This window comes from Myxococcus sp. AB036A (assembly GCF_006547355.1).
Taxonomy (GTDB): Bacteria; Myxococcota; Myxococcia; order Myxococcales; family Myxococcaceae; genus Myxococcus; species Myxococcus virescens.
The window spans coordinates 34,449-49,829 of record NZ_VHLC01000065.1 but is presented as its reverse complement, the minus strand read 5'-3'; the positions used below and the strand labels follow the sequence as shown (position 1 = coordinate 49,829).

General features: G+C 69.8%; 12 protein-coding genes. 8 read left to right on the top strand and 4 right to left on the bottom strand.

Translation table 11 applies throughout. From position 1 onward, the window contains the following. Nucleotides 1-839: 839 nt before the first annotated feature. Nucleotides 840-2,171, bottom strand: a complete 1,332-nt coding sequence (bioA, locus tag FL344_RS24560; protein ID WP_141620227.1) for an adenosylmethionine--8-amino-7-oxononanoate transaminase — start codon at nt 2,169-2,171, stop codon at nt 840-842. Between the two features lie 224 nt (nt 2,172-2,395). On the opposite strand from bioA, the gene FL344_RS24555 reads away from it, so the two are divergent. The 3 genes from FL344_RS24555 (at nt 2,396) to FL344_RS24545 (ending at nt 5,216) form a co-directional block, all read left to right on the top strand. Continuing rightward, on the top strand, nt 2,396-3,190 hold the full coding sequence (locus FL344_RS24555; RefSeq protein ID WP_090495913.1) for an acyl-CoA desaturase: 795 nt from the start codon (nt 2,396-2,398) through the stop codon (nt 3,188-3,190). A gap of 55 nt (nt 3,191-3,245) precedes the next feature. Beyond that, nucleotides 3,246-4,445 carry a GNAT family N-acetyltransferase gene (locus tag FL344_RS24550; RefSeq protein WP_141620226.1) on the top strand — a complete coding sequence of 400 codons (1,200 nt, stop codon included), beginning with the start codon at nt 3,246-3,248 and terminating at the stop codon, nt 4,443-4,445. 84 nt (nt 4,446-4,529) lie between these two features. Then, a complete protein-coding gene (locus FL344_RS24545) occupies nt 4,530-5,216 on the top strand; it encodes a suppressor of fused domain protein (RefSeq protein ID WP_011550459.1) in 687 nt (228 codons plus the stop codon). Nucleotides 5,217-5,252: 36 nt separating this feature from the next. Here FL344_RS24545 and FL344_RS24540 read toward each other — a convergent pair whose 3' ends face one another. Then, a complete protein-coding gene (locus tag FL344_RS24540) occupies nt 5,253-7,217 on the bottom strand; it encodes an ATP-binding protein (RefSeq protein ID WP_228565338.1) in 1,965 nt (654 codons plus the stop codon). A 189-nt stretch (nt 7,218-7,406) separates the two neighbouring features. Between FL344_RS24540 and FL344_RS24535 the strand changes: the two genes are divergently transcribed. Both FL344_RS24535 and FL344_RS24530 read left to right on the top strand, forming a co-directional pair. Further along, nucleotides 7,407-8,483 (top strand): dipeptide epimerase, encoded by a 1,077-nt coding sequence (locus tag FL344_RS24535; protein ID WP_141620224.1) that lies wholly within the window; start codon nt 7,407-7,409, stop codon nt 8,481-8,483. Nucleotides 8,484-8,630: 147 nt separating this feature from the next. Beyond that, a complete protein-coding gene (locus FL344_RS24530) occupies nt 8,631-11,459 on the top strand; it encodes a sigma 54-interacting transcriptional regulator (protein ID WP_141620223.1) in 2,829 nt (942 codons plus the stop codon). A 12-nt stretch (nt 11,460-11,471) separates the two neighbouring features. Here the strand turns inward: FL344_RS24530 and FL344_RS24525 are convergent, their stop codons facing one another. Then, nucleotides 11,472-12,170, bottom strand: a complete 699-nt coding sequence (locus FL344_RS24525; protein WP_141620222.1) for a hypothetical protein — start codon at nt 12,168-12,170, stop codon at nt 11,472-11,474. Nucleotides 12,171-12,204: 34 nt separating this feature from the next. After that, entirely contained in the window at nt 12,205-12,954 is a 750-nt protein-coding gene (locus FL344_RS24520) for a hypothetical protein (protein ID WP_141592835.1), read from the bottom strand. Between the two features lie 237 nt (nt 12,955-13,191). On the opposite strand from FL344_RS24520, the gene FL344_RS24515 reads away from it, so the two are divergent. From FL344_RS24515 to FL344_RS24505, 3 genes are all read left to right on the top strand, one after another. After that, nucleotides 13,192-14,226 carry an SH3 domain-containing protein gene (locus FL344_RS24515; protein WP_141620221.1) on the top strand — a complete coding sequence of 345 codons (1,035 nt, stop codon included), beginning with the start codon at nt 13,192-13,194 and terminating at the stop codon, nt 14,224-14,226. 72 nt (nt 14,227-14,298) lie between these two features. Beyond that, nucleotides 14,299-14,667 (top strand): hypothetical protein, encoded by a 369-nt coding sequence (locus FL344_RS24510; protein ID WP_141620220.1) that lies wholly within the window; start codon nt 14,299-14,301, stop codon nt 14,665-14,667. Nucleotides 14,668-14,716: 49 nt separating this feature from the next. Further along, nucleotides 14,717-15,346, top strand: coding sequence for a response regulator transcription factor (locus tag FL344_RS24505; protein ID WP_141592832.1), 630 nt, complete (start codon nt 14,717-14,719; stop codon nt 15,344-15,346). Nucleotides 15,347-15,381: the final 35 nt, after the last annotated feature.

Genomic DNA, 15,381 nt, shown 5'->3' with positions numbered 1-15,381 from the left:
TAAGGAACCTGAAACTCGCTGATTCGTTACAGTGCTGCCGGCTGCGCTTCGCAGCGCGACCTGGCTGGCACCGTCTTAAGAAATTGACTGCGGTTTCCGCAATCTAGCTTCTTCTTGGGCTTGCTATTTGGTTTTCAAAGACCGAGCCGCTTGTCTTGCCAGCGACTTCCTGCTACCGTTTTCTTCGTTGCCGCCTCGCCGTCTTTTTCTGCCCGGCGGGGTGTCAGCTTCTATTTCAGTTCGGCGTCTTCTGTCAAGCTGCTGTTTTCGCCGTCCTGCTGGCTTCCGGAGTCTTCAGCGCCGCCCAGTGGCTTCCGCTGATTTCCTCCAGAGGGGCGCGGCTTCTACCGCTTCGCCGCCTTCCCTGTCAACCACTGCTTCGTTGACTCCCTCGACTTGCCCGCCCTTGCATCCGGGCTTCTTCGTCGGGGCGCGGCTTCTACCACCACCGCGTCTCCTGTCAACTCGCTGCGTTGACTGCCGTATTCCGTATTTTCTTACCGACCCACTCAAAGCGGATCCGCGCCAGTGCGCGGGCTTCTTCGTGAGATTCAGGGCTTCTACCACCACCGCCCCTGGGATCAACTTTCCGAGTTGAGCCCTCTATTTCCTGCTGCTGCTCCGTCGAGGCGCTTGGATCAGCCACCCGTCCGGAGGGGCGCAGCTTGTACCACCGCCGCGTCCAGGGTCAACAATCCTCATCGACCCTTTTATTCTGCTGTCAGCTCCCCGCCCGGATCTGCGTCGGGCGGGGCGCGGCTTCTATCCCCGTGACGCGCGACCTGTCAACCACCCTTCCGTTCGCTCCCACACATTCGTAGGCAGCGGATCCATCAGGCTCAGCCGCCAGCGACTTCTTGGAGGGACGCCTCCACTCCGGACAGCAGCTCCTCGAGCGCCTCGTCAGAGATAGTCAGCGCTGGCGCGATGTACACGGTGTCTCCTATGGGCCGCAGGTAGAGCCCTCGGCGACGCGCGGCCTCGTACACTCGCCACCCTCCTCGAGCGAGGTAGCCACCACCGCCCAGGTCCACCGCGCCTACCATTCCCACGGCGCGGGGGCGCACCAAGCCTGGAATCGAGGCGGCCATCCGCTCGAAGGCGGCTTTCACGCGGGGGGCCTTTCGCGCCACCTGCCCCATCACATCTTCGTCCCGATAGACGGCCAGCACTTCCCGAGCGATGGCGGCGCCCAGCGGGTTCCCACAGTACGAGTGCCCGTAATACAGCGCCCGGTTCGACGCCCCGAGGAAGCCGGAGAAGACGCGCTCCGAGGCCAGCGTCGCACCGAACGGCAGGACTCCTCCCGAGAGGGCCTTCGCCAGACACAACATGTCCGGCACCACGCCCGCCAGGTCCACCGCGAAGCGTGCGCCCGTGCGCCCCAGCCCCGTGAAGACTTCATCGGCGATGAGGAAGGTGTCCACCTCACGCGTGGCCTCGCGCACCGCCCGGACGAAGTCCGGCGAGTACATCACCATGCCCGCCGCGCCCTGCAGCACCGGCTCCAGGATGACGCCCGCAATCTCCTCCGGGCGCGTACGCAAGGTGGACTGGACCTGTTCGAAGGCGCGCGCCCAGCCCCCCTCCTCCGCCGGAGAGGGGACGTGCACCACGTCGAAGAGCAGCGGGCCAAAGACTTCCCGGAACAGAGGAACGCCCCCCACGCTGGTGGCGCCCATCGTCTCGCCGTGGAACGCCCCCGACAGCGTGATGAAGCGGGTGCGGCGCGGTTGGCCATTCTGCGCCCAATACTGGGCCGCCATCTTGATGGCCACCTCCACCGCCGTGCTGCCGTTGTCGGAATAGAAGACGCGGGACAGCCGCTCGGATGAGGGGAGGCCGGGGCGGTCCGAACCGGGAGCGATGGCCGCCAGCTCCGACGCCAGCAAGGCCGCCGGCTCGTGGGTGATGCCCGCCAGGGAGACGTGTGGGAGCGCGGCGGCCTGCTCGGCGAGTGCGCGCATCAGCCGCGGGTGACGGTGGCCCAGCGTGGACACCCACCAGGAGCCATTGGCATCCAGATAGCGCGTGCCGTCCGCGTCATAGAGGTATGCGCCTTCCGAGCGCACCACCACCAGCGGATCCGTCTCCGCGATGTAGGCCTCCATCGCCGTGTAGGGATGCCAGACGTGCGCCTTGTCCAATCCGACGATGTCGGCCCGCTTCACGCGTGTACTCCTCTCCTGGAGCTTCGTGCCCCCTCCGTACCGGAAGAGTGGGCCGCGCCGCCGCGCGTCATGTCATGCCACGGCGCGTTCTACTGATGGCCCCCTGAAGCGGAGCGAGCGGGCGTGTCGCCCCGTGGGGCAGGGCCGCCGCTCTTCCGCCCCGCGTGACGCTGCCATGACATGCCCGGTGTTACGCCGGTTCAGTCACTGACCCGGGAACTCGAATGGCCGTCCTCATCTTCTTCGTCTCGCACTGGCTGCTCTGCGTGTTCTTCCAGAGCTTCTTCCAGCACCGGTACGCGGCCCACCGCATGTACACCATGGGGCCGAAGACGGAGCGGGTGATGCACCTGCTCACCTACTTGGTGCAGGGCTCGTCCTACCTGTCCCCCAAGGCGTACGCCATCCTCCACCGGGAGCACCATGCCTTCTCCGACACCGAGAAGGACCCGCACTCGCCCCACTTCTTCAAGGATGTGGCGCGGATGATGTGGCACACCAAGGCGCGCTACGACGACTACGCGGCCGGCCGCGGCCAGCCCGAGGCCCGCTTCCTGGGCGGCTATCCGGAGTGGCCGCTCGTGGACACCACGCTGCGCACCTCCTGGTTCGCCACGCTGGGCTGGGTGGCCTTCTACTCCGCCTTCTATGTGATGTTCGCCACCTCGCCCTGGCAGTTCCTGCTGCTGCCCCTGCACTTCCTCATGGGCCCGGTGCATGGCGCCATCGTCAACTGGTGCGGCCACAAGTACGGCTACCGGAACTTCGACAGCACCGACAAGTCGCGCAACTCCCTGCCCATGGACTTCCTCTGCATGGGGGAGCTCTTCCAGAACAACCACCACAAGTACGGCAGCAGCCCCAACTTCGCGGCGCGGAAGTTCGAGCTGGACCCCACGTGGCAGGTGATGCGCGTGCTGGCCCTGCTGCGCATCATCCGCATCGCCACCCCGCAGCGTGCCGTCTGGCCGGAGACCCGCGAGGCCGCACGCACCGGGAGCGCTGCTCCGGCCGCCTGACGGGCAGGCCAGCAACACACGGCGGGCACGTGCGGGGCGCGTTAAGAGTGCCCCCGTGCCCGCCGATACCCCGCTCCGTCTCCGCATCCTCGAAGCAGTGACTGATGCCCCGGCCGAAGGCTGGGACGCGCTCCTGGGCCCTGACGCCCCGCCCTTCGTCCGACATGCCTGGCTGGCGGCCATGGAGGAGAGCGGGAGCGCCACCGAGGAGACGGGCTGGGCGCCGCATCACCTCACGCTGTGGCGTGGTCCCAAGCTGGTGGCCGCCGCGCCCGCGTACCTCAAGTTCCACAGCATGGGCGAGTACATCTACGACTTCGGCTGGGCGGACGCCGCCGCCCGCCTCGGAGTCGAGTACTACCCGAAGCTCGTCGTGGGCGGGCCGCTGTCCCCCGCCACCGTCCCCCGCTTCCTCATCGCCCCGGGCGAGGACGTCCCCGCGCTGCGCCGGGCCCTGCTTGCCGCCGCCGCCGGGAGCGCCCAGGAGGCGGGCTGCTCCTCCGTTCACGTCCTGTATCCCACGGGGGACGAGACGGACTTCCTGGAGGCCGAGGGGCTCGCCCGGCGCATCACCCTTCAGTTCCACTGGAAGAACCCGGGCTACGGCAGCTACGACGACTACCTAGCGCGCTTTGACTCCAAGCGCCGCAACCAGCTCAAGCGCGAGCGCGGGGCCGCGGCCACCCAGGGCATCTCCCTGCGTACGGTGCGCGGCGCCGAGCTCTCCCAGGCGCACGCCCGGCGTGCCTACGGCTTCTACACCTCCACCTGCGAGCGCCACGCCTGGGGGCAGATTCAGCTCACCCCCGACTTCTTCGCGCGGGTCTTCCGCACGATGCCGGGCTCGGTGGAGTTGGTGGAGGCGGTGCGCGGCCAGCAGGTCATCGCCGGCGCCTTCAACCTGGCCACCCCGGAGCGCCTCTATGGCCGCTACTGGGGCGCCTTCGAGGAGCACCCCTTCCTCCACTTCCACGTCTGCCTGTATCACTCCGTGGAGGACTGCATCCGGACCGGCCGCAAGGTGTTCGAGCCCGGCGCTGGGGGTGAACACAAGGTGTCTCGGGGCTTCGAGCCCACCGCCGTGCACAGCGCCCACCTCATCTTCGACAAGACACTGGACGGAGCGGTACGGGGCTTCCTCCGCCGGGAGCACGCCCGGCTGGCACCCGCCGTGGCGGAGGCCGAGCGCATCTGCGGGCTGAAACCCTGGCCCCTGGCCGCCTCCCCGGGCACCCAAGGGGCCACCGGCACCTGAACGCCCCCCGGACTGTCAGCCTGAAGAGGCCTCTCCGCGACTTGAAGTTGTGAAACCGGGGTGAGCCTCTAGAGTGTCATCGCCATGAAAGCCCCGGAGACGGACGAAGACTTCATCCAGTGGTACGAGGACTGCTGGGCGGACCGCGACGAAGTCGAGTATCCGAAGATGTTCGGCGCCATTGACGAAGGCGTCTTCACGCTCGACCAGACAGATGCCATCCAAGCGTGGATGGAGAGTGAGCTGGCCCAGGTCCAGGAAGCAGACCCCAACTGGGGTCCCATGGGCGTGCGCGTCTCCCCGCCCAGCGAGAGCTACCCCTACTGGACCTATGTCACCAGCGGACTGTCCAACCCCTTCACCGTGGCGCCCGGCGAGGACATCCCCGACGGCGCGCCCAGCGGGCTGGGCTACGAGATGGTCATCCACTCGCCCGAAGAGGCGAAGTGGCCGGTGTTCCGGCTGCTGGACATGATGGCCTACAACCTCGTGTCCCTGCGCGCCTTCGCCATGGGCCACCGCTACCCGGTGGAAGGCTCCCTGGACGGTGGCGAGTCCAAGCTGAGCGGCTTCGTGTTCGTCCGGGACCCGTCCCGGCCCGACCACTTCGTGCTCCCCAGCGGCAAGGTGCAACTGCTCACCCTGGTGGGCGCCACCCGCAACGAGATGGCCTTCGCCCGCTCCAACGGCATGGACAAGCTGATGGCCAAGCTGGTGGCCGCGGGCTCCGGCTACATCACCCAGCCCGACCGGGAAGAAGTGAAGTTGTAATCACACCGCTTCCGAGTCGCGCGCCGGCCGCCCTTCTCAGGGACCGGCGCGCGGCGGGGCGTCCTCCACCAGCGCGTGCAGGACGCCCAGCTCGAACGGCTTTTCGATGCGCGGCACCGGCACCGACTGGAGGAAGGTCCGTGCTCGCTCGGAGAAGCCTCCGCCCGTCATGAAGACGAAGCGCGCGAGCAACTCCGGCTGACGCGAGGACAGCGCGTCGTACACGTCCATCCCCGTCAGGTCCCCCATCATCAAGTCACAGAAGATGCGGTCGAAGTCCGCGTCGCGCGCCAGCGTATCCAACGCCTCGCGCCCGCTGTGGACCACCACCACCTCGTGACGCACGCCGAGGATGCGGCCCAGCACCGAGGCGAGCAGCGGCTCGTCATCCACCACCAGCACCCGCTTCCGCCCGGGAAGGTCCTTGTCCTCCGCCACCCGCACGGCTGGCGCGTCCGCGTCGGTGGTGGGCAGCCGCACCTGGAAGACACTGCCCAGCCCCGGCGCGCTCGAGGCCGACAGCTCGCCTCCCATGCCTCGCACCAGGCCCAGGCTGGTGGACAGGCCGAGTCCAGCGCCCTCCCCCAAGGGACGGGTGGTGAAGAAGGGCTCGAAGGCGCGCTCCAGGACCTCGGGCGCCATGCCGTGGCCGTTGTCCGCCACCTCCACCACCACCGTCGCGCCGTCCCTCCAGGTGGAGAGCGTCACCTGGTAGCGCGCCACGTCCCCTTCCGGGATGGCCTGCGCGGCGTTGACGAGCAGTTGGAGGAACACCTGCCCCAGCCGCGTCTCGTGCGCCATCACCGTGGGCACCGGGCCCAGGCGCTTCTCGACGCGGGCCCGGTGGCGCAGGTGCGGCATCGCCATGGAGAGGCCGAACTCCAGCGCCGCGTGCACGTCCACGGGCGACAGTTGCGGCTCCTCCGCTCGAGCGAAGGTCTGCAAGTCACGGACGGTGGTGCGGATGCGCTCGGCGCCTTCCTTCGCCTCGCGCAGGGCCTCCATCGCCTCGCCCAGCGCGCGGGCCAATGTTTCACGCACGGCGCCCTGCGCCGCGAGGGGCTCGAGCTGCTCCAGCGCGAACTGCAGGTTGCCCACGACATAGGAAAGCGGGTTGTTGATTTCGTGCCCCACGCCCGCCGCGAGCTGCCCCGCCATGGCCAGCTTCTCCGACTGCACCAGTCGCTCACGCGCGGCCATGAGCTCGCGGGTGCGCTCGTGGACCAGGGCCTCGGCTTCCAGGCGACCCGAGTGCTCGCGCGACAGGAGCACGTCCCGCTCCGCCTCCGCCTGCTTCCTGGCGGTGACGTCCCGTCCGAAGATGGACACGTTGCCGTTGGCGCCCCAGGCGTGCACCTCATGCCAGCGTCCAGGCGTGGCGCGCCATTCGAAGATGGTGTGGCCCGCGCCGCTCGCGACCCGGCGCAGCTCCCGCTCCATCCGCGTGCCCAGCAACTCCGGGCACGCCTGCCACAGAATCTGCCGGAAGAGCTGCTCCTGCGAACGCCCGCTGAGGGCCGCGGCCTCGTGGTTCACGTAGGTGATTCGCCAGTCCGCATCCAGCGTGAAGAACGCGTCGGGTGTGGCCTCCAGCATGCTCCGCACCCAGTCCAGGGTTTCGCGGACGCCCTCCTCCAACCGCAGGGCGCTGGTGATGTCACGCAGGCGCAGCAGCACACCGTCCCGGAGCGGCACCGCCGTTCCCTGGAGCCACACCTCCCCTTCCTGGAAGCTGTCCGCGGCCGGCCGGCCCGCCTCCACCACGTCCCGGAGCAGGTCCACCCGGGCGGCCAATCCCGAGCCCGGCATCAGCTCGCGCAGCCGCCGGCCTCTCAGTGACTCCGGGGAGGCGTGCCCCAGCGCGCGCGCACCCGCGGGATTCGCCCAGGCCCACTGGAAGTCGACGAGCGCTCCCGCCGCGTCCCTCACGGCGTGCAACACCATGCAGCCCTCAGGCTGGTGCCGCTCCGCTTCCTCGAGCGCCACCAGCAGCACATCCATGTCGGGCGCCGGAGCCGCCTGGAATCGGTCGTTCAGAATGGCTCCATGTCGACATGAATACGTGGCCGTCACAAGTACACGCGGCAGACATGTATCAGTATCAGTTCCCCTGTGTCTGTCGGCCAACCGCCGTTTGACCTGGCTCGCGCGCGCAGGGGAGGCCCGGGCGGCTAGGCTCCTCGGCCGCCCATGACGCCCACCCTCATCACCGCCGTCCGCTTCGAGCCGCTGCACCTCCCCCTCACCGAGCCCTTCGCCATCGCCACCGGCGCGCAGTACGCCGCGGAGAACGTCCTGGTGCGGCTCACCCTGGCGGACGGCTCCGAGGGGCTGGGCGAGGCCGCCCCCTTCCCCGCCGTGAGTGGAGAAACACAGGCCAGTACGCTGGCCGCCCTGGAACAGGTGCGCGCGGGGCTGGTGGGACGAGACGCTCGCGCGTGGCGGCCCGCGTCCGAGACGCTGGGGGATTCACTCGCGCTGGCGCCCTCCGCCCGGTGCGCCGTGGAGACGGCGCTGCTCGATGCGCTGGCTCGGCACTACCGCGTTCCGTTGTACGTGATGCTGGGCGGCGCGCAGTCCGCGCTGGACATCGACATGACGGTCACCGCGGGAGACGTGGCCCATGCGCGAACGTCCGCGCAGGCCATCCTGGCGCGGGGAATCACCACGCTGAAGGTGAAGGTCGGGGCGCTGCCGCCCGTTGAGGACGCGGCACGGCTGGTGGCCATTCATGAAGTGGCCCCTCAGGCCCGGCTCTTCGCGGATGCCAACGGCGGCTATGACGTGGCCGAGGCGCTCGCCTTCCTGAAGGAACTGGCGCGCGCGGACGTCCCCCTGGCCCTCTTCGAACAACCCGTGCCCGCGCATGACGTGGCCGGTATGGCGGAGCTCACGCGCCGCTCGCGCGTGCCGGTGTGCGCGGATGAGTCGGCGCGCTCGGCGAAGGACGTGCTGCGACTCATCCGGGAAGGCGCCGCGCATGCCATCAACATCAAGACGATGAAGTGTGGCGTCGTCGAGGCACTGACGATGTGGAGCCTCGCTCGCGCAGCGGGCCTGGAGCTCATGGTGGGCGGCATGGTGGAGAGCGTGCTGGCCATGTCCGCCTCGGCGCACCTGGCCGCCGGCTTGGGGGGCTTCACCTACGCCGACCTGGATACGCCGCTGTTCATCGCGAGCCACCCCTTCCAAGGCGGCGCCCGGTACGCGGGCGCACGGCTGGAGTTGCCAACGGATGCGCCCGGGCACGGCGTCACGCTGGCCTGAGCCGCGCTCCGCCGCACGGACTGCGAACAGGCAACCGCCTCCCTTGAAACCGCTTTGCTGAAGCATTCCAGCGGCGCTGCGCTCGTGTCCGCTGTCTCGGCGAGGGCCCCTTGATGGCTTGTCGGAGCGGCATCAGGCTTTCCGACTGTGCCTGTCTCTCCTGATGACACCATCGCCTCCCTGCTGCACCCCGCACGTCGCGAGCCCGCGCGCCTGCGCCGCCTCGCCGTGCTGGCCGCATGTGCGGCGCCTCGGCCACTGCCCGTGAATACGCTCGCCGAGGCGCTGGGCACATCGCTCCATGAGGGCGCCCGGCTCGCGTGTGAGGCTGGCCTGTGCACGATGCTTCCGGGCCACCGGCTGGCGCCCGCCAGGGCCGCGACGCTCGACATGGCGGTGAACCTGCTGGAGGTGGCCGAGGTCCGCGAGACCTGCGCCCGTTTGGCTCCGCTGGCCGAGGCCTCCGACGAAGCCCTGCTGTTGATGCTGGCGGCGGACCCGCTGGGTCAGGGACGTGAGCAACTGCAGCAGGCGACGGGACGCGCCGCGGACATGGTGGAGGGCATCCTGTGGGCACTGGAGCCCACGCCCTCGCGCAGCGTGATGCCCGCGCCCTGGAACTTCGCCCATTGGGGTGAGCAGGCTCGGTGGGCCAGTGCCTTGCTCGCCACGGCCGCGCACGTCCTCGTGAGAGGGGGACAGGTGGCGTCCGGCCACGCGCTGGTGGCCTGGGCCCTGGGCACCGAAGGACTCGCGGGCCGCATCGCGGAGGCACATGGCTTCCTGGCGCCCACGCATCTGCAGTTCCTTCTCGACGCCGGGCAGCGGGAGGCGGGCATCGCCTTCGCGCGCGAGGCGCATCCGGCGCTCGCGGGCCCGGAGAACACTTTCTCTCGGCTGATGATGACGGTGCTCGAGGGACGTGTGGCAATGGATGCCGGCGACGACACGCTGGCACGGCGCCTGTTCACCACCGTAGAGGGACAGGCTCGCGCCGCCGGACTGGACGACCTGGTGGGACTGGCCAAGGTCGCCTTCGCCACGCTGGCCCGGCGCGCGGAGCAGAACACCGCCGCCATCCAGTTGGGGCTCGCCGCCCTGTCCCTGCTGTGCGGCGAGGTCCCCTTCGAGGCCGTTGCCCTGCTGGGCCTGGGGCTCGCCTACTCCCGGGAGGGCCGCCACCTGGAGGCCCAGTCCGCGCTCACGCTCGCCCTGCCGGGCCTGGACATCCCCTTTCAGCAGCTCTCCGCCTACCCACAGGCCATCGCCACCGATTGCTTCCTGGGCGATACCGCCGAGGCGGAGCGCAAGCTGGCAGCGCTCGCGGCGCGCGCACCCGATTCGCCCCAGGCCCGGCTGGCCGTGGGTCTGAGCCGCGCCCATCTCCACTGCGCCCGCGGCGAATGGGAGGCGGCCCTCACCACGCTGGACGGATTGAGCGGCGACGAGGAGACGGCGCAGCCCCACCTCTATGCCATCCCCACCGGATGGCTGCGCGTGGAAGCCCTGCTCTCGCTGGAACGGGCGGAGGAGGCTTCTTCCGTTCTGGATGCCCTGGCCCAGCGGCTCTACCTGCGCAACAGCGCCACCCAGCCCGCCCGGCTCCATCTGCTCGATGCCCGCGTTGCCTTCGCCAATGGCGATATGGCGCGTGCGCGCCGGGCCCTGCGCCGCGCGAGCGCACGTCCCGACCGACTGAGCGCCCAGGACTTCACGCTGCGGGTCCGCGTCCTCACGCTGCAACTGGCGGAGGCGGGCGGCACCGAGGCGCAGCGGCTGAGCGCTCGGCAAGCGGCGCTCGCGGAGTGGCGACGGCTCATCGACGCGCTGCCACCCGAGGCCCAGCAGCGCTTCCGCCGCGCCTATGACAGACCTCGGCTGCGGACCCTGCTGGGTGAGTCCCCCACGGAAGACGGCTTCGCGCCGCCGTACCTGCGCGGCAGCTCTGCGGTGTTCCGCTCGGCCGTGGCGCAGCTGCGCAAGGTGGCTTCTTCCGACGCCAGCGTGCTGCTGTTCGGTGAAACCGGCGTGGGCAAGGAGCTGGCCGCGCGCGCCATCCATGACCTGTCCCGGCGCGCCTCCGGTCCCTTCGTCGCCGTCAACTGCGCGGCCATCAACGATGAGTTGCTGCTGTCGGACCTGTTTGGCCACGAGCGCGGCGCGTTCACCGGGGCCATGGCCCGCCAGCGAGGCCGCTTCGAGCAGGCCCACGGCGGCACCCTGTTCCTGGACGAGGTGGCCGACATCAGCCCTCGGGGACAGGCCGCGTTGCTGCGGGCCCTGCAGGAGCGTTCGTTCCAACGCGTGGGCGGCGCGGAGACGGTCCAGGTGGACGTGCGCGTCGTCGCCGCTTCCAATCGGAACCTGGCGAAGGCGGTCCGCGCGGGCGACTTCCGGCAGGACCTCTTCTTCCGGCTCAATGGCATCCAGGTGGAGCTGCCGCCCCTTCGCGAGCGCGATGAAGACGTGCTCCTGCTGGCCACGTACTTCCTGGAGCAGGCGGCACAGGAGCGCGGGGGCGCGCCGAAGTCGTTCACTCCCGAAGCCACGCGGTTGATGCGCGCCCACCCGTGGCCCGGCAATGTTCGCGAGCTTCACAACCTGGTTCGCGCGGCGGACGTTTTGTCGGATGCGCCCGCCATTGGTGGCGCGGTGCTCGCGCCGCTCTTGCAGCGGGCACTGGAGTGCGCCGAGCCCCGGCCCACGCCCGCGGCGATGACGGACCTCCCCATGCTCTTCCGGCAGCATGGGGGCTCCCTCCGCGACTTCCTCGCGGAGGTGCAGCGGCAGTGCATCGCCCAGAGCCTCGTGGAGAATGGCGGCAACGTCGTCGCCACCGCGTCGGCGCTGCGCATCTCCCGCTCCCGGCTGACGCAGGTCGTCCTGGGCAATGCCGAGCTGCGCCGGATGTCCGGGCGGGAGCTGGAGACGCCTCCCGCCCGGCCCACCCGCGCGCCGCGCGCTCGCAGGGCCTGAGCCCCCGACGTGTCAGTGCGTCGGGTCGAGCGCGGGCTTCGCCAGCGACGAGATATCCGTGACGGGCTTGTCGAACACGTCACCCAGCACGCCGGGCAGGCCCGCCTCCATCGCCTGGAGTCCCACCGCGCCCGTCAGCCAGCGCGCGGCGAACTCGGGGTGGTCCAGGTACGACTCACGCACGACGAGCGCCGTGGAGACCTCCGCGAGCACATGGTCGTCCACGCGCAGGAACTCCGCCGGCGCGCGGTCCACCTGCCGCTCCCCCAGCACCACGTCCGCCGTCTTCTCATCCAGCACGTGGATGAAGGTGCGGTAGCGGCTGGGCTTCAACGCGACGCCCGGGCCGATGATGGACTCCTTGGGCTCCAGCCGCTCCAGCGCGAGCGCCGGCCCAGGGCAGCCCTGCTCGATGATGGGCGACTTGCTACCGAAACGCGCGGCCTCCCAGTCGGGATGGCCGGACACGGTCCGCAGGCTGGCGCCGAGCCGCTCGGTGATGCGGGCGGCGCTGCCACGCAGCGACGTGGACTCCTGCACGCACAGGCGCAAGGCGTCGCGGTTGCTCGTCAGCAGGGCGCTGTGCACGTTGAACTGGGAGGCGTCATCGTGCGCGTGGGGGTCCTCGGGATGGCCACAGCGCACCGCCGCCAGGACGACACCGGACATCGCGACCACATGGGCCAACTCACGCAGAGGGAATCGCTTCATGGAAAAGTTCCTCATGTCGAAGGGATGACGGCGTTCAGTTGGCGCGGTTCGCGATGTTGCGCACGGACACGAAGTCGGACGGCGTGGGGTGCCACACCGGGTCGGTGCAGCCCAGGCTGGCGTACAGGTTGTTGTGCATCACGCTGTGCATGCAGTCCCCGTAGTAGCTGGGGTCTCGCAGGCCCACGAGGTGCCCCGTCTCGTGGTTGATGAACTTGCGCGCGCGCTCGCCCATGGCGGCCATCTGCTCCCGCTTCAGGTGCGCGTTCATGTACATGTAGTGCTGGTGCCGCCCGCTGGAGTCCGTCACCGGATTCACGGCCGTGACACAGGCGTACTGCTCGCCGCCGCACAGCGCGGCCCAGGACTCGCGGATGCGGAACTCCAGCTCGATGCGGTTGCGGTCCGCCGTCGCGTACTGGTTGCAGAATTTCTGCGTGCGCCACAGGTCCACGCGCCAGTCCGCCGCGCCATCCCAGACGACGCTGAAGTCCAGCTTCGCCAGCGTCTGCTCGATGAAGGGCGCAATCGTCGTGGCCGGGAGCGCGGTGGTCTCCGACATCACGCAGTACTCTTCATCCTGCGAACCCGGCCCGCTGCCTCCACCCGCCGGGCCGTCGTTGCCATGAATGGTGGCGATGTGAATCTGGTTCCAGCCCGTATGCGAATGTGACGCGTTGGCCGCGGGCACATAGCGGAAACCAACGAAGGCGGCGGTGGCCATCCAACCAGCCAGCATCCAACGCGGAAAGCGCTGGCGGGGGGCGAGCGACTGTTCATCCATGGGGCGTCTCCTGAGGGGTGCGCTGCGGGTGTCCCGGATGGGACGCGGCGAGGCATTGCAGCGGCTGTGCCGCGTGCCTCCGCCCCGGAGCGCCACGCCACCGCGCGGCCGGAACCGGTCACCTGACGCATGAAATGACCACAAAGTGGTCACCGGCCGCGCGCGCCGCCCAGGAGCAAGGCGGGGCACAGGCCGTGCACAAGGCTCCGGCGCTGTTTCCCCCTCCTGGAGAACCCCATGTCCGTCACGACGCGCCGTGCCCCTCGCGCCTTCCTGGCGTCATCCATCCTGCTGTTCAGCCTCGCGTGTGGCGAAGGCCTTCCTCCCGAAGAGGCCGGCCTGGCGCCGGGCGAGGTCGAGGAGACCGGCACCACCGAGTCCTCGCTGCTCTTCGGCATCCTCGCTGGCGCGCGCATCCGCGCCGTGGAGAACGTCTACCTGCGCACCGGCCCCTCCACGTCCAACGCCAGCATCCGGCTGGTCTCCATTGGCGAGCAGGCCACGGTGGTGAGCGAGACGCCCAGCAACGGCTTCTACCGCGTCAACGTCAATGGCCAGGTGGGCTGGTCCCATGGTGACTACTGGGACCAGGTGCCCAGCCTGTCTGTGAATGGCTACGCGCTCAGCAAGGACCAGGAGAAGTGGCTGCGCTGGGTGGCCGCGAAGACGGTACCCCGGCTCTCAGGGACGCGGGCACAGCGGCTGGACCAGGCGGCGCTCGTGTCGTGGTGGGCGATGAAGGAAGGCATCTGGGATTTGGGTCCCAACCGCCCGAACCCCAGCTCCAACCCGCAGTCCTTCTCCATCTGCAACACGTCCACGGGAGACCGGGTCATCTGGCCTCTGGAGTCCTGCAACAACAACGGCGGCCCGTGGCAGGTGGGCCTGTCCGGCGTGCAGGTCCACTACCACTCGCAGGCGACCGTCGAGAACACGGCGCGGCAGCTCTACACGCGCGAGGGCTGGAGCATCGCCCAGATTCTGGACCACACCGCGCGCACCGCGGGCTTCGCGGCGGGGAGCGTGGAGCACTCCACCATCGTCAACACGACGAACCTGGCGCTGCGCAAGTCGTGGCTGCTGCGCAACCACGGCGTGGGCTTCGCCATCCAGTACCCGCAGGTCCATCAGCAGTGCGTCGTCCAGGGGCTGAGCTGGTGCTACGGCAGCGGCCACACCTGGAACCCGGCGTACAAGTTCGCGTCCAGCCGGGCCGCGATGACCACGTCCGTGGCGCACATCCGGCAGCACCTGAGCAACCTGGCCCCCTGACGTGACGCCCGCGAGCGGCCCGCGAGGCATGGCGGGCCGCTCCTCGTGGGGCATTCGCGCTAGGGTAGGCGCATGACCCTGGCTGTCTGCGTGCGGTGTGGCAACTCGAAGGTGGGCGCGTTCACCCCCTGCACGGGTTGCGGACTGGACCCCGCCGCCCACGGCACCGAACGCGAACTCCAGGCGCGCAGCCTGCTGCTCACGGAGCGCTACCTGCCTGGGGGCGAGCTGGAGGCGATAGGCCGGAAGATTCGCAAGGGCGAGCCCGTGTCCTACGACGCAGGGCTGCTCGCGCAGATTACCGAGGACCTCCGGACACAGAAGCTGCCCATCGTCTCGAAGTCATCCCCTGGGTGCTCCGTCGCCTTGTGGGCCGTGGTGGGCGTGCTCCTCGTGCTCGCCGTGGGCTTCCTGCTCATGTCGCGGCTGCGAGGCCCCTGAGCGCACTGGGACAGCGTCGGCCGCAGGGGCCGGTTAGTGAAGCAGTTCCGTGCTGGCCGCATCCACCTCACCGCTCCGGCTGTTCCTCGTCTCGGAGGACCCGCTCGCCCGGGGGGCGCTCTCCCGGGCGCTGAGCGACCAGACAGGCGTGCTCTTCGAGGTGGCGGCCGGGACGCAGGTGGACCTGGAGTCCCAACCCGGCGAGCCACCCGACGCGGTGCTGTGGGACACCGGCCTGCGCCCGTCCCACATGGAGGGCCCCGACCTGGGCGCACCGGTGCTCGCGCTGGTGGTGGATGAAGCCGCGGGCGAGGCCGCCCTGGGCGCTGGCGCGCGGGGCCTGCTGTTCCGGGACGCGGAGCCCTCCGCCCTGGCCGCCGCGCTGCTCTCCGTGGCACGGGGACTGGCCGTGTTCGACCCCGCGCTCGCGGAGCTGCGCGCCACGCCGCGTGCCTCGCTACCGGCCCAGGCCACCGCGCCGGACGCGCTCACGCCGCGGGAGCGCGAGGTGCTCGGGTTGCTCGCGGAGGGGCTGTCCAACAAGGCCATCGCGGACCGGCTGGACATCAGCGAGCACACCGCCAAGTTCCATGTGAATGCCGTGCTCGCCAAGCTGGGCGTCCAGCGGCGCACGGAGGCCGTGGTCCGCGCGGCGAAGCTGGGCCTGGTCACCCTGTAGGCATCGGGCCGCCACGCGACGGTGCTACGTCGCGT

What these genes read in the sequence shown, in the direction of transcription:
- FL344_RS24525 (WP_141620222.1), bottom strand. Translation starts at nt 12,170, where the DNA reads ATGAAGCGATTCCCTCTGCGTGAGTTGGCCCATGTGGTCGCGATGTCC.
- FL344_RS24555 (WP_090495913.1), top strand. Translation starts at nt 2,396, where the DNA reads ATGGCCGTCCTCATCTTCTTCGTCTCGCACTGGCTGCTCTGCGTGTTC.
- FL344_RS24545 (WP_011550459.1), top strand. Translation starts at nt 4,530, where the DNA reads ATGAAAGCCCCGGAGACGGACGAAGACTTCATCCAGTGGTACGAGGAC.
- FL344_RS24535 (WP_141620224.1), top strand. Translation starts at nt 7,407, where the DNA reads ATGACGCCCACCCTCATCACCGCCGTCCGCTTCGAGCCGCTGCACCTC.
- FL344_RS24510 (WP_141620220.1), top strand. Translation starts at nt 14,299, where the DNA reads ATGACCCTGGCTGTCTGCGTGCGGTGTGGCAACTCGAAGGTGGGCGCG.
- FL344_RS24520 (WP_141592835.1), bottom strand. Translation starts at nt 12,954, where the DNA reads ATGGATGAACAGTCGCTCGCCCCCCGCCAGCGCTTTCCGCGTTGGATG.
- FL344_RS24540 (WP_228565338.1), bottom strand. Translation starts at nt 7,217, where the DNA reads ATGGATGTGCTGCTGGTGGCGCTCGAGGAAGCGGAGCGGCACCAGCCT.
- FL344_RS24515 (WP_141620221.1), top strand. Translation starts at nt 13,192, where the DNA reads ATGTCCGTCACGACGCGCCGTGCCCCTCGCGCCTTCCTGGCGTCATCC.